Source organism: Nocardiopsis chromatogenes YIM 90109 (assembly GCF_000341185.1).
Classification (GTDB): Bacteria; Actinomycetota; Actinomycetes; order Streptosporangiales; family Streptosporangiaceae; genus Nocardiopsis_A; species Nocardiopsis_A chromatogenes.
On sequence record NZ_ANBH01000113.1, the window covers coordinates 25,918 to 40,715 of the forward strand.

General features: G+C 72.0%; 8 protein-coding genes. 1 reads left to right on the forward strand and 7 read right to left on the reverse strand.

The features are described from left to right. Positions 1–21: 21 nt before the first annotated feature. The 7 genes from D476_RS0111300 to D476_RS0111330 all read right to left on the reverse strand — a co-directional run bounded on the left by D476_RS0111300 (position 22) and on the right by D476_RS0111330 (position 13,698). The gene (locus D476_RS0111300; protein WP_017624062.1) at positions 22–687 is read right to left on the reverse strand and encodes a hypothetical protein; all 666 of its coding nucleotides are present in this window, start codon (positions 685–687) and stop codon (positions 22–24) included. Positions 688–748: 61 nt separating this feature from the next. Next, complete coding sequence (locus tag D476_RS32980) at positions 749–3,061, reverse strand: type IV secretion system protein (protein ID WP_040726053.1); 2,313 nt, start codon at positions 3,059–3,061, stop codon at positions 749–751. A gap of 134 nt (positions 3,062–3,195) precedes the next feature. Continuing rightward, a complete protein-coding gene (locus D476_RS0111310) occupies positions 3,196–5,745 on the reverse strand; it encodes an ATP-binding protein (protein WP_017624064.1) in 2,550 nt (849 codons plus the stop codon). A 145-nt stretch (positions 5,746–5,890) separates the two neighbouring features. Continuing rightward, entirely contained in the window at positions 5,891–11,380 is a 5,490-nt protein-coding gene (locus tag D476_RS39725) for a conjugal transfer protein (protein WP_026123419.1), read from the reverse strand. Between the two features lie 12 nt (positions 11,381–11,392). Continuing rightward, on the reverse strand, positions 11,393–11,710 hold the full coding sequence (locus D476_RS0111320) for a hypothetical protein (RefSeq protein ID WP_026123420.1): 318 nt from the start codon (positions 11,708–11,710) through the stop codon (positions 11,393–11,395). 80 nt (positions 11,711–11,790) lie between these two features. After that, positions 11,791–12,759 (reverse strand): conjugal transfer protein, encoded by a 969-nt coding sequence (locus D476_RS0111325; RefSeq protein ID WP_017624066.1) that lies wholly within the window; start codon positions 12,757–12,759, stop codon positions 11,791–11,793. A 303-nt stretch (positions 12,760–13,062) separates the two neighbouring features. After that, positions 13,063–13,698, reverse strand: coding sequence for a TetR/AcrR family transcriptional regulator (locus D476_RS0111330; RefSeq protein WP_017624067.1), 636 nt, complete (start codon positions 13,696–13,698; stop codon positions 13,063–13,065). Positions 13,699–13,803: 105 nt separating this feature from the next. On the opposite strand from D476_RS0111330, the gene D476_RS0111335 reads away from it, so the two are divergent. After that, positions 13,804–14,784, forward strand: a complete 981-nt coding sequence (locus tag D476_RS0111335) for a DMT family transporter (RefSeq protein ID WP_017624068.1) — start codon at positions 13,804–13,806, stop codon at positions 14,782–14,784. Positions 14,785–14,798 lie beyond the last annotated feature (14 nt).

A 14,798-nucleotide genomic window follows, 5' to 3' on the forward strand; every position in this document is an offset into this window, starting at 1 on the left:
AGGGAATGTAGGGCCCGGCGCTCACCTCTGCCCGCCGAGGTTCCCGGCATCGGCGGGTTGGAAGTCGTAGACCTGCCACCCGCCGCGCGCCTTCTGAACCGTCACGGCGAAGTCGCCGAGGTTCTCATCGGCACCGTCCTCGTTCTCCACGATCGACTGGGCCTTCACGACGAACACGACCGAGTCGTCACTGAAGCTACGGATCGACTCGATGTCGGCCCGTCCCTGCGCCACCGTCTCCTTCTCGGCCATCTCGTCCCACAACGCCCCTGCCCCCGAACTCTGAGCCAGCGTCTGCGCATAGTCGTCGGCCGCCAACTCTTCCAGCGAGGCGAAGTACTCCTCCTGGGGAGCGGTGTAGTCGATGGTTCCATAGGCTTCTGCGAACCCCTGCGCGGTGGCGGCCGCCGCCTTCAGCTCATCCTCCGAAAGCGGAAGCCAGTCGAGAACCTGCATGTCCTCGACGTCAGTCGTCGGGATGGGGCTGGGCACCGCTGTCGCAGGGGCACCGGGCTCCTCCGCGCCAGCGTTCCCACCGTCGGCCTGCTGCTGCCCCTGGCCCCCATCCGCCTGCTCGTCGCCTCCGCCGAAGCCCCCGATGCTCAGATAGATACCGAAGGCGACCAAGACGACGACGAGAACGCCGAAGACGACTCGCTGCTGCCGATCGGTCAGTGTCCTGGGCATTGCTGGGGTTTCCTCTGGTCACCGTTCGAGAGAAACGTTCCGGCGCGACTCCACCCGGTCATCAGTCACCGTCCTTCAGCCAGAAGGGGACGTCCTTGTCGGGGCGGCGCTGCGCTCCCGTCCCCGATCCCGTCCCCGTCCAGAAGGGGCTGATCGGGCGGTCCGGGTCCCTGTCGCCGGACTTGAACCAGTGCCCGCCTTCCTTCGACCCGTTCGACGCGGGCGGCGCAGACTGCCGTGGAGGTGCGGGGCGCTCCCGCCGGGAACGGGGACCACCCCAGCGGGAGCCCCTGTTCACGTTGCCCTGGGGCGGCGTGGCCTCCCGCCCCTTGAAGATGCCGGAACCGCTCGTCGGCGAGGGCTCGCCCCTCGGCGGAGGCTCGGCCGCGCGAGAGTCGCCACCCACCCCCGAACGCTGGCCGCTACCGCTCCCCGTTCCGAAGACGGACGCCCAGCCCGTGTCGCCGGTACCCCGGTAACCACCTGCCGGACGGGGCGGGATCGGCCCGGAGCTACTGCCCCGACTCCCGGAGCCGGGGCCCACTCCCCCGCTGTGCGCGGCGACTCCACCCAGGCTCGGTGCCTGGTCGGCGCTCTTGGGCGGGGGCGCGGAGGGAGCCGACGCCGAGGTGTCCTTACCCTCCGTCGCGCCGAGCTTGAGCGGCGGCGGCCCCGATTTGCCGTGCGCACGGCCGTATCCCGCACTTCCGCGTACCCGGCGTCCCTCGCCGCGCGCGGCGCCGCCTTCGCCTTCTGCCTGTTCCGGCGCGCCCTGCACGGTTCCTCGGCCGCCGATGTCCGGCTGGTCGCCGCCTGCCCCAACACCCGTTGACGGAACTGCTGCGGCGGCTGCGGCGAGCTGGGGCGCGCGCTTGAGACCCCACTTCTGCGCACGCATGTAGGCCACCGGCGGAAGGACGTTCGCGCTCCTGCTCATCACGCGGCTCTGCAGCGCGTCGTCGACCAAGCGCGAGGTGAACGTATTTGCATTCACAGAGGAGAAAATGTTCGCAAATGGCTTGCGGAAGACGATGACGGCAACGGTGAAGAGAGCCAGCAGGATGACCTTCAGCCCCCAGCTCATCGCCCCAGCCATCACGATGGAGTAGCACATCATCAGAACCGCGAGCATGACGGCCATGAATATCTGCTTCAGCAGCATACCGAGGACCATCTCAAACCAGCGAAGAAGAACCGACCTACCGTACCCCGGATGAACTCCCACAAGGAAGAAAATCGGCGAAAGCAGCACGAGCAACATGAACCCGATTTTCAAGACAATGACGGCAAGCGAAGCCACCATGATGAGCCCACCGGCAAAGACCGCCGCAAATAGAGCCATCATCGCAATCCCGAAGCGCTCCCCCTGCTGCGCCCCCTCGAAAGTCGGATATATTTCAGGGTAGTTATCCTCGACCCCGGACGCGATCTCCTCGTATTGCTCCTGCTTGTCAGCCATCAAGGTGGAGGCCTCGACCTCGCCGTCCTCGATCTGCTTCTGCTCGATCTTATTGATCCCCTGGGCTTCCAGGAGCGGAACGCCATATTCGAGTTCTGCGTACCCCGCGGCGTCCGTGCTCCCAAATTGACCTGCCATCCAAGGACGACACACAAGGCCAGACCAAAGCGTCTGAGAATTCTTGCGAACTGCAAACTCGTTCGCACTTTCCCACTCAGCCTGTTCAATGCTTGGCGCATCGACCGGGCAGGTGTTTGCCACATCTTCCACCGTTACCCGGTTCAACGCCGCATTCACCAATTCACCACCGGAGTTGACGACACGCGCCGCAGTTCCCATTATCGTACTTGGGGCCGCTAGAATCCATAGTCCTACCGCGATAGCTACGACCATCCAAATAGCACTCTCAAAAGTAAGAGTCACTCGTTTCCGGATCAGGCCGTACCAGGCAAGGGCCACAGCCCCGAGAATAATTACCGTGGGGAGAAGGGGACGCCAAACGCCATCCCGCAGCTCTGCGACCACACTGCTGACCATGTCATTGAAATCATTCAAGAGACCATCGGCCATGGCAGCCTGATACACAGTGATGGTGGACTGATTGATGGTCCTGGAGAGGTCCCACATCGTGTTGCTCAGTGTCGCTGCCGCGCTGCTACCCAGTTTGTCGACACAGGTCTCACGAATGACATGCCACTGCTGGCCTGCTGTCCCGTATTGGCCGTAGAGACTCGCATCCGGCGGGAGGCCATCGGGTGACTGCTGAATGCTCGATTCGGCTTGAGGAGGTACCAGTAGCCCGTCCGCCCCTGAACCAGCGGACTCCGGCAGCGGTGCCGGCTCCCCTGGACACATGGGATCCGCCTGCACCGCCCCCACCGGCACCAGCAGGAACGCCATCACCAGCAGCGCCATCGACAGCGACCGGTGGAGCCCGGGACGTGCACGCGCCCCTCCCGCTCCACTCGCCCCCTTCATCGGCTCCTCCGCACGCTCTTCCTGCTCGCCGATCCCTGGACCATGCCCTCGTCCGCGCCCCAGCCGCATGCTCACCGTTCCTGACCGTTGCCCCTGCCGGTGCCTCCGGTGCCGCCCGCACCGCCCGTGCTCCCCGTGGCCACCAAGGGCTCCGCGCCTTCCAAGCCCTCGAAGACCTCGGTGTCCTCCTCGTCCGGGTGCTGTCGTGTCGGGTTGGTGTCCAGCCACCGCAGCAGCTCCTCCGACACCAGGTCGACCGCGATCCGCCCCGCCCGTCCGTCCAGGTCGCGGAAGATGCATTCACCGTTGCCGAGGTTCCTGAGCATCCCCATGTGCTCCTCCTCGGGTTCCACCCCGAGCAGCGACATCACACTCTCGACCTCGAACCGCTCACTCGAACGGAACGCGAACACACTGGACAGACAGTTGGTCACCTGCTCGTTGAGGAGGTCGCCGGCGTTCTGGCTGACGAGGATGAGGGCGGTGTTGCGCGAGCGGCCCATGCGGCTCACCTCGGGCACCAGCTTCGCGCCCTCGGGGGTGGAGGTCACCGCCCACGCCTCGTCCAGGAAGATCGCCTTGGGGAGGTGCCGGTCCAGCCCGTTCATCAGCTCACGGGCGAACTGGCTCACCAGGTACAGCAGCGCGACGCTCAGCCTCTGCTCATACGAGTAGTCCTCGCGCTGGATGGTCGAGTCGGGCAGCGTCAGCCCCCCGAGGGTGAAGACCGTCGTCCACCCTTCGGAGTCGACCTGCGCGTCCCCCTGGGGCGAGAAGCACAGGTTCGCCAGCCGCATCTCCGACATGGACTGCAGGACCGCGCCCAGGTTGCGCGACGCCGGGTCGTGCGAGCGTTCCAGGTACTGCACGACCTTCGCCAGACTCGGATCGGGCTGGTTGGCGACCGCCGCCACCGCCTGGATCATGGCGGACTCGCGCTCCTCGCTCATGCGGGGCAGCAGCAGCCGCAGGGTCTCGGTCGCCATGGTCTTCTTGGCCGGGAGGTCGTCCCCGAACGCGAACGGGTCCAGCAGCCCCGGCTGCGCCGACTCCAGGGACATGATGCGGGCCTTGCGCCCCCGCCGCTGGAGCAGCCGCACCAGCGACTCCGCGTCGCCCTTGGGGTCGATGGCGGCGACGGTCACCCCGCGCAGCGCGAGCTGGTAGATGAGCAGCAGCGCCAGGGTCGTCTTCCCGCCGCCGGGCTCGCCCGTGATGGCGATGGCGGTGGGCCGGTTGCGCGCCGCCGCCACCATCGGGTCGAAGTGCACAATGGAGCGCGCGCGCCCGAGGGTCTCGCCGATGTACGGCCCGGTCCACCCCCCACCCCCCTGGCTGGGGTCGCGCCGGTCGCCCAGGTCGACGGTGGCGGTCGGCATCCCCCCCGCGATGGTCCGCAGGGGCTGGCGCTGGGCGTAGGCGCTGAGGCGGATCCGGTCCCCCGGCAGCGACTCGTTGAACAGGGAGAGCTGGTCCCCGGTGGAGTTCACGACGTCGATGCCGATGTCCCGGTAGTGCTCGACGACCGCCTCGATCCGCTGCACCAGCAGCTCTTCGGTCGGCGCCGACACCATCAGCCGGTGCCACCCGTACACGAACGGCAGCCGCTCCTTGGTGATGCCGTGCTCCAGCATCCGGGCGGCGTCGATCTGCTCGGCGAGGGCGATGGGCATGTCCGCCCCCGCCTCGCGGATGTGGGCGTCCATGTCGCGCGCGTGGGCGAGCTTGCGGCTGACGTCCTTGCTCGCCTTGGCGGGCGGGATCAGCTTCATCCGGGAGCTGATCTCGACCGGGAAGGGAAGCGCGTCCGCGTAGTGCATCCACGGTTCCCCCTCGGGGAAGGGCATGAGGTCGGGGAACCGGGAGAACGACAGGTACGCCACGTACGTATCGCCGATGTTCTGCTCCAGGCGCAGCATGGACCGCCCGTTGTGGATGACGCCTTCCACCAGCTGCTCGATCTCGCCGCGCCCCCAGGTGCGGCGCCCCGCCGCCGACGGCCGGGGCTCCTCGACGGTGCCGGTGACCGCGTGCCTGAAGAGCCAGGCGACCTGGTTGGCGGTCGCGTGCTTGGCGTGCAGGGAGCTGGCCGACAGCGCGCGCCCCAGGCGCTCGGACTGCTCGGTCCAGCGCGCGATCTCCTTGGCGTCGATGGCCGGGTCCTCGATGCCGAGCGCCTGCTCCGAGCGCTGGTAGGCCCCGATCAGCTGCGCGAACATCCCCTGGGAGAGCTGGCCGCGGACGCCGCCCCGCATGCCCAGGCGCACGCCCAGGTAGACCTCCTTGGTCCAGAAGTCCTTGGCCCACACGTGGCGGTACATCTCGTCCAGGTACTCGTACCACCCGGCGCCGGAGTCGGACGTGGTGTCCAAGCGGGTCGCCCATTGCGCCGCCGGGTAGGTGCGGTGTGCGATGCGCAGGTGCACCTCCGCGTCGTCCATCCGGATGGCGGCGAGGGCGATGGTGATGTTGTTGGCGAGGGCCTCGCGCTCCTCCGGCGTGGTGAACTCGTAGGAGACCGTCGGGAGGCGGAAGTACGCCCACGCCTCGGAGTCGCTGAGCAGGATGCGGTCGTCGAAGTACCGGACCGCGAGTCGGCTGCCGCCCCTGCTGCCGTTCATCGGTGCCCCTCCCGGTTGGTGGTCGTTACACGCGTGCCCTTCCTCGTCGATCTCGGGGAAGTCGGCCTTAAGAGGGCCGTCTCACGCCCGAGTCCCCCGAGATCGACGGGGAGGGGGGCGGCGGCGGTGGTGGAAGCGGGGCCGGTCATCGGCGCGCCTCCGACGGGGTGCGGTTCGGCGGCTGCTGCCCCGCCGGGGACACGGCGTGCATCAGCACCCCGCCGAGCGCCGCGTGGGCGCGCCGGGTGCTGGACCGCAGGTTCCCCGTGTCCCCGAGCTTGCCCTGGGCCACGTGGTCGTCCCAGGGGACGCGCACGATGGCGCGGCAGCGCCCTCGGGCCACCTGCTCGGCCTCGTCGACGTCGGAGAGGCTGCGCTTGCTCACCCCGTTGATGACCACGACCGAGCGGGCGCGCAGCGCCGCGTACCCGTGCCCGTCCAGCCACTCGAAGGTCATGGCGACCGAGCGCGCGGCGTCGGCGCTCGCCGGGGCCACCAGCACCAGGCCGTCGGCGGTGGGCAGCGCGCGCGCCACGCCGGTGGCGGCCGGGTCGAGCAGGGCCACCTCGTAGTGGGCGCAGAGCAGCTCGGTCAGCCCGGCGTAGTCGCGGTCGTCCAGGGTCTGCACGTAGGGGTCGTCGAGCGTGGAGACGACCTCCAGGCCGGTCCCGGTCTGGGTGGTGTAGCGGCGCATGTCCGCGTACCCGTCGACCGATTCGGCGTTGGCGAGCAGGGAGGTGAGGGTCTCCGGGGTCTCGCTGCGGATCCTCCGGGAAAGGCCGTTGACGCCCGGGTTCACGTCGACGGCCACGACCCGGTCGTCGCGGTAGGACGCCAGGGTGTGGCCGAGCATGAGCGAGGTGATGGTCTGCCCGGCGCCGCCGGTGCAGCCGAGGACGACGACGCTGCGCGCCCCGCCGATGTCCATGCGGAGGCGGGCGACGTCCCCGGCGGGCAGTTCGTGCTTGGGCGCGTTGGAGCCGCCGGTGACGACGCGGGCCAGGCGCCGCCAACCGCGCGTGGCGCCGGTGTCGGACCCGGCCGCTTCGGCGGCGGCACGGGCCCGGTCGGCCGGGCTGAGGCGCCGCTGTTCGCCGGTGCCGTGGTCGAGCTGGAGCTCGGGCTTGTCGTCGGAGTCGGCGTCGGTGCCGGAGGCGGTGCCCTGGCCGGAGCCGTCCGGGGCGCGTCCGCCGCCCACAGCGGAGCCGGGGCCGCGCTCGGAGGCGCCCTTGCCGCGGTCGCCCTCCTGCCCGAAGAGGTTGTTCAGGCGGCGGGCGTTCTCGGCGACCTTGCTGAAGACCCCGTCGTCGGAGTGCGCCGTGCCGGACTCGGGGGCCACGGGAGGCTCGGGGGCCGGGCGGGTCTCGGCGGAGCGCTCGGCCGGATCGGTGTTCCCGGAGTCGGTGTTCCCAGAGTCGGTGCTCCCGGAGTCAGCGCTCCGGGAGGTGTGCTTGGGCGTGTGGTGCAGCGCGCTCTGGGAGCCCGTCGGGTTGCTGCGCATGGAGCGCGAGAGCCGACGCGACCGTTCCATGATGTCGTTCACCGCTGCGGGGCGGGAGGGCTCCGCGGGCGCTGCGGGCTCGGTGGACTCGGCAGGTTCGGTGGACTCGGCGGGTTCGGCGGGTTCCTGAGGCGCGCGGCGGGACGCGGCCTGGCGCGCGCGGAGCGCGGCCTCCTCCGCGGCGGCCAGGTCGTCGTCGGTGGCGCGCTGCGGCTCCTCGTCCGGCTGAGCGGTGGCGGCGTAGCTCTCGTGCTCACCGGTGCCGTGGTCCAGCTCGGTAAGGGGCTTCACGGGCGCCGGTGGCGTCACGGGGGTCGGCGTCGCGGCTTCGGCGGGCTGCTCGGGGCCGGAGCGGCCGTCCGCGCGTTCCGCGCCCTCCGCGCCCCCCGCGTCCACTGCGGCATCCGGGGCCGAAACCCTCGGTGCCGCGTCCTCGTCAACCTGGCCCGCCTGGTCGGCACCGTCGGCCGGGCCTGAGCCCGACAGGCCCTGCCCGTTGGCGGCAGGCGCCGGAGGCGTGGCAGGCATCGACTCCGCGGCTCCAGCCGTCTCGCCCCCACGCGTGGCAGCCCCGGCACCGGGCCCGCCGGTGGCGTCGGAGGGCTGCTCGGAACCGGAGCGGTCCTCCGCGCCCTCCGCGTGCACTCCCTTGCCAACCTGGTCCGGCCGATCGACCCCATCGGCCGGACCGGAACCCGAAAGGCTCTGACCGCTGACGGCGGCCACCGGAGGGGTGACGGGGATCGGCCTCACGGGTGCCGGAGGCGAGGCGGGCGTCGGCCTCGCGACCTCGGCCGCCTCACCCCCATGCGTGGCGGCCCCGCCACCGGGTCCGCCGGAGACTTGAGCGGATTCCTCGGGACCAGGGCGGCCGTCCGTACCCTCCGCACCCTCCGCGTTCACTCCGGCCTTCGGAGCCGAAGCCCTCGGCGCCGCGTCCTTCCCAACCTGGTCCGCCTGATCAGCACCATCAGCCGGGCCGGAGCCCGAAAGGCCCTGACCGTCGGCGGCGGGCGCCGCTTCGGCGGCGGTGGCCCCACCGCCACGTGCGCCCGGAGCCGCCGAAGCAGTCGGGGCCGCGTCCGTGCCAGTCGGTCCGGACTCGCCGGTCACGCCCGTGGCCGTCGAAGCCCGGCCATCGGAGGGAGCCTCGGCGACGCCGGCAGCGGCGGCGTCTTCTTCGTGGTGCTCGGCTTCTGAGGTGCCCTCCGCCGGGCGCGCAGCGGTCGACCGCAGTACGCCCCGGACCTGAGCGTCCTCTGGCTCGGCCCCGCTTCGCCCGGCCTCGGCGGCTGCGACGTGAGTCTCCGGTGCGTCCATGGCGCCGACGTGGTCCGGCTCCTCGGGGGCCGGAGCCTTGCCGTCCTGGGGCGTGGCACCGTTGGCCTTCCGGGAAGGTCCATCGGACGGCACAGACGGCACAGACGGCGTGGACGAGGCTGTGGAGGCGGCACGCTCCTTGGGTGCTCCGTCGTCGGACCGGCTCGCCCCGGTCACTCCCGTGGATCCGAACGCCGGGAGCGGCGCGCTGTCCTGCTCATGACCCGGCGCGCTGAGGGAGTCGGACTCGGCCGACCCGCGCGCTTCACCGACGGCCTGACCGGAGTTGCCGGGCCACGGGCTCGCCGCCGCGTAGCCGTAGCTCTCGTGTTCACCGGTGCCGTGGTCGAGCTGCATCACGGGCTTCGAGGGCTCCGGCGTCGCCGTCGCGGCCTGCTCAGGGCGGGCGTCGCCGCCGTCCTCAGGAGCGGCCTGCTGCGCCTGCCCGGTGGCGGCGTCCGTGTCGGAGCGCTCGGCCTCGTCCTCGCCATCGCCCACGGACGGCTCGGCCGTCGCCGCGTAGCTCTCGTGCTCACCCGTACCGTGGTCCAGCTCGGTGGCGGGCTTGGCCGGAGCCTCGGACACGGGACCGGCCGCGGTCGCCTCGGGCGGTGGGGCGTCGGCCCCGGCGGTGACGGCGTAGCTCTCGTGCTCGCCGGTCCCGTGGTCCAGCTCGGTGGCCGGTTTCGACGGGGTGTTCCGAACCGGCTCTTCCGCCTGTGCCTGGTCTGCCGCGTCCTGCGGCCCCTCGGCCGTCGCGGCGAAACTCTCGTGTTCTCCCGTGCCGTGGTCGAGCTGGAGGTGGGGCTTTTCCGCCTCCGAGGGGCCGGCCGCCGTCCCGGCCTCGGCGGGGGCGGCCTCGGCCGAAACCGGCTCGGTCGGCGCCTCGTCCTCCCGGGCGCGGCCGTCGGCCGGGCGCTCCGCGCGCTCCTCGGTGAACCAGCCCTCCCGGCGGCGCTCGGTGCGCTCGACGTCCTCGGAAGCGGCGAAACGGGGCTGCGGCGGCACGGGGTCCGCCTCGCGCTCCTGCTCCTCCAGACGTTCCAGGTGGCGGTCGAGGACCTCCAGGCGCTCCTCCTGAGGGCTCTTGGGCCCCCTGGCGCTCTCGGCCCCCTTCTCCGCGACGGCGTCCTCCGTGGCGGACTCGGCGCGCTTGCCGTGCTCCGGGAGCTCCCACGGCGCCGCGTGCGGGCGGCGGCCGCGCTCCTCGCCCGCCGCGCCGACCGCCTGCCGGGCGGCCTCCTCCGGCATCGCGGGGGTGCCGGTCGCCTGCGCCTGCTGCCGGGGCGGCGGGGGCGCCACGCGCTCACGCTCGCGCGCGAGGCGGCGCTCCACCTGCTTGCCCTGGATCCGACCGCGCAGGCGCCGGTGAGCGCTCTCATCGCGCTCGACCGGGCGTTCGCCCACGTGCTCGACCGGCCCCAGGGCCGACACCGCCGCCTCGGCCTCCTCCGGGGCGGGCTCGACCACGCGCACGCCCTCGTCCGGGGGAAGCTCGGCGTGCGGCTCTTCGGGGGCCGGTGCCGCCATCATCTCCTCGGCGCGGCGGCGGGCCTCCTTGTCGGGCCTGTTGCCGTTCTCCTCGGCGGCCGGGGCCCACTCCCCGCCGCCGGGCTCGTAGATCTCGTCGAACTCCTGCGCCGGGCCCGCCTTCGAGGCGTCCGAGGAGCGGTAGGCGTTGAGCCACTCCTCGTTCTCCCGGCGCAGCTCGTCGCGCTCGCGGGCGCGGTCCGCCGCCTCTCCGCGCTCCAGGGAGGTGGGGTGGGTCAGGGAGCCGCCGGTCTTCTGTTCGGGGGTGTCCTCGAACGCGTTCCGGGGGGCCGCGGGCTGCGCCTTGTGGAGCGCGAACCCGAAGTAGTTGAGCACCTTGGTGCCGAGTCCCCGCTTCGGGGCGGACACGGGTTCGGCGCCCGCTGCGGCCGCAGGCCCACGGGCGGGGGCGGGAGCGGGCTCGTCGCGGACGGGCTCGGGGACGGCGAGCCTCGGCGGCTCGGCGCGCACCGGCTCGACCGGCAAGGGCTCGGGCTCCTCGGGGAGCGGTTCGGGCTCGGGGGCCTCGGCGAGGGCGCCGGGCTCGGCGGTGTGCTCGGCGGTGTGCTCGGGCCGCGCCTCGGTGGGCTCCTCGTCCGCCTGTGGCGACGAGGGCTCCCGGGGCTCCTCCACGGGTTCCGGAGGACGGACGGCCCCGGGGGCGGGCCCGCCCCGGTCGAGCTTGAGCGGCTCGGGCGCGCGTTGGCGCCGGGGCCTCTCCGGGGCGGCCACGGCCTCCACCCGCTCGACCGCCGCCTCCCGTTCCGCCGTCCGGGCCGGAACCTCCGTGACCTCGGCGACCTCGATGGCCCCGGCCTCCTCGGGGGCCGGTGCGCGCAGCCCGCCGCGCTGTTTCGCGGCGCCCTTCTTCGCGATGCCCTTGCGGGACTTGGCGACGTCCGGCAGCGGAAGGTCCGGGTCGCGGTGCCACACGCGTACCTCGACCCGGACCTCGGCCGGCTCGTGCTCGGGCGCGAGCCGGGTGTACACCCGGGCCTCGGCCAGGAAGCGGATCTGGGACAGCAGCAGCTCGGTGAGCCGTTTTCCCTCGATCACCGGCCGGGTGGCCAGGAAGGTGATGACGAGGGGCGGCACGAGCCACACCACGTGCCACGGCGTCTCGAACGGCATGTTGACGATCCGCATGAGCAGGATCCATACGGCGAGGACGCCCAGGAACACACCGAGGGTGACGACCGAGAGCGGCTGCGGAAGCCGGAAGTCGTACAGCTTGTACAGCCGCTTCTCGATGCGCCAGATGTTGGTGTACGTGGGCAGGTCCATCCGCTGGGCCTCCTACTCGACCGGAACGCCCACGGCGCGCGCGAGGGCGGTCGCCGTCACCTCGATGATCTGGGGCACGTAGAAGACGATTCCGATAAAGATCGCAAGAAGAACAAATTGGACAAACCGGGTGATCTCCCGTGTGAAGAGGAAGAAGATCGCGACCACCGAGACGATCACGAGGAACAGCGGCCCGAAGAATCCCCGGAGCCATTCCGCGAGCCCCTCGGTGTCGAGGGAGTCCTCCGGCGGCGCGTCGGCCGCCGCGAGCACGATCGGCCCGACCGCGTCCGACACCGCGTGTACGACACTGGAAAACAGGGGGAGCATGTCAGTCGCCGTCCTCCCGTGCCTCACGTCTGAACTGCATGGCCTTCGATCTCCTTGTCTCGGAACCCCGTTGCGCCGCCTCAGCGGCCGAAGGACTGCGGAGCCCCTTGGAGGTCCCGCACGTACCACTCGCCGTCGGAACGGACGACGGTGATCCGGTAGCTCTGGGTGAGGGCGGCGGCCTCACCGCCGCCTCCGGGGATCCGCCACTCCACGGTCGCCGTGGCCTGGCGTACATCATCCTCCCCCACCTCGGTGCGGGCGGGTACCACCACGTCGTCGAGTTGCCCGAACTCCAGACTCCCCTGGGGGAGGCGGGCCACCGACGCGCCGTTCTCCACATAGCGCGTCAGGTGCTCGGGGGTCTCGGCGTAGGCCTCGAAGAACGAGGTCAGCACCGGCTCCAGCTCCTCGCGGGCCTGGGAGTCGGCCTCGACTCCGGGCGCCTCGGGAAGCTCGGCCTTGTCCGGCGCGGCCAGCAGGGCGGGCGGGCCGGACACCACCAGGGAGGTGGCGTCCTCGGCGTAGACGGGCACGTCCAGGCTCATCGGCTCGCCGTTGACCTGCGCGCTGAGGGTGACCACGGCGTTGTTGCCGTCCTCGGGGGTGACGGTGACGACCTGGATCTCCGACCCCGTCAGCGACCCGGCCGGGACGTTGAACTCATCGGCGTCGCCCTCGGGGACGAACGCGGCGAGCGCCGCGGCCCGGTCGGCCTCGTCGCCGTCCTCGGCGGCGTTCAGGTAGTGCTCGGCGAAGCGCCCCGCGAACGCGCCCGCGGCCGCCTCGGGGAACTGCGCCTCCTGCGGCTCCTCCTGTGCGCCGTCGTCGTCGGCGGCGGGGGTGGCGATGCCTTCGCGCAGGGGGTGCCAGACGCCGTTGAACAGGACCACGATGATGAAGGCCCACAGGACGGCGCGGCCGACCCAGACCCACCAGCGGCCGCCGGATCCGGCGCGGGGCCGCCTTCCCGCTCCCCCGCCCACGCCGTCGGCCGCGTCGGCGGCTTCGGGGGTCCCGCCGCTCCGCGCGGTCGACCTGCGAGCCATCACGCCTCCCCCAACTCTCCACACACCGGACCGGGCACTGGTGGTCCGAGGGCACGGCGTCACCCGGACTTCGCCCGAGCCCTGTCTACCCCATACCTATGGTGAGGCATTGTTCAGGATCTCGGTCGCCAATGATCGTCGGTGTTTCTTCACCAACCGCACGATGTACCCGGCATGTCGAACCGCCAATACCCCCGTACCTGGTCGAATCACATCGAACCACGAGGATTTCCGAGGTCAATGGGGTAATTGCGGTCTGACCGGAAACGAGCGTGTGCCCGTTCGGCAACAGGAGTGTGACGTTCAGCGGACTTGCCCGCCCAGGAGGCGGCGCGCGCTCCAGGCCAGTGCGGCGGCGATGCGCGCGGGGGGCAGCCCGGCGCGGTCGCGCTGGTGGGCGAAGGACTCGGGGGCGAGCGGGGCCAGCAGCGGCTCGACGAGGGCCTCGGGGTCGTGGGCCCCGGCCTCGCGCAGGAGCACGCGCAGGTGGGCGCGCCAGAAGGCGTAGGCGCCGGTGGTGTAGCGCCGCTCGCCGGTCTCGGCGCCCAGCAGCAGCGGCAGGTGGCGGTCGAGGAGGTCGACCATGGCGGCGTAGAAGGCCGCCAGGCGCTCGTCGGGGGGTGCGCCGGGGCCCAGGGGCGGGGGGCCGGTCATCATCGCGCCCTGCAGTTCGCGCTCGTGCTCGTCGAGGAGCGCGACGGCGACCGAGGCGGTGTCGGGGAAGCGCCGGTAGAGGGTGGCGCGGCCGACCCCAGCCGCGCGGGCGATGTCGCCCATGGTGACGGCCCGCGGGTCCTTCTCGGCGAACAGGCGGCGGGCGGCGGCCAGGATCTGCGCGCGGTTGCGGGCCGCGTCCGCGCGGGGGCGGCGCCCGGCGGGCGCACCCACGGACGGCGCGTCGAGCAGCAGGCCCTCGGGGTGTCCGGCTCCGTTCTCCATGCCCCGATGCTAGCGGATTCCGCCGGATATGTGGACACCATGTCCACTTGGATGCATGATGGAGGCTCCAAGCGGACAGCATGTCCATTTGACCGGGAGAGGACCATGCACATCGCACTGCTCGCCGCCGCCCTGCTGATCGGGTGCCTGCTCGCGGTCCAGGCGTCGGTGAACCTCCAGCTCAACAAGGCCGTGGGCACGCCCTACGGCGCCTCGACCGTCCAACTGTGCGTGGCCACCGGCCTGCTGCTGGCGCTCGGCCTGGCCACCGGGTCGCTCGGCGCGCTCGGGCAGGTGCCCGAGGCCCCCTGGTGGCACCTGCTGGGCGGGCTGGCCAGCCCCTTCTACATCACCAGCGGAATCCTGCTGATCCCCCGGCTCGGGGCGGTGACCACCGTGGGCCTGTTCGTGTCCGGGCAGATGCTCGCGTCGGTGGCGCTGGACCTTTCGGGGGTGCTCGGGGTCGAGCAGCGGCCCCTGTCGGTCGGGACGGCGGCCGGCGCGGCGGCCGTGCTGGCCGGCATCACCGTCGTGGTGCGCTCCCAGACGCGGGCCGCGGCCCCGGCCGCCTCCCCCGGCGGCGGGGGTCTGGCGGTCAAGGCCCCCTCCGGCGGCGACGGGCGGCCGCCGTCCCTGGCCGGGTGGGTCGTCCTGGGCCTGGCGGCGGGCGCGGTGCTCCCGGTGCAAGGGGCAGTGAACGCGCTGCTGCGCGGCACCCTCGTCGAGCCGCTGGCGGTGGCCGTCGTCAGCTTCACGGTGGCCACGCTCGCCATCGCCGCGGTGCTGGCGGCGCTGCTGGCGACCGGGCGCACCCCGCGGCCGCAACTGGCGCCGCTGCGGCACATGCCCTGGTGGGGGTGGCTGGGCGGGGCCTGCGCGGCGGGCTACGTCACCGGAACCTTCCTGCTGATCCCGCAGATCGGCGCCGCGGTGACGGTGGCGCTGACCGTGGCCGGGCTGCAGCTCACCTCGGCCGCCGTCGACCAGTACGGCCTGTTCCGCCTGCCCAAGCGGCCCGTGACGCCGCCGCGCGCCGGGGGCCTGGCCCTGCTCGCCGCCGGCGCGCTCGCCATCCAGTTGCTGTGAGGGGATGAGGACCG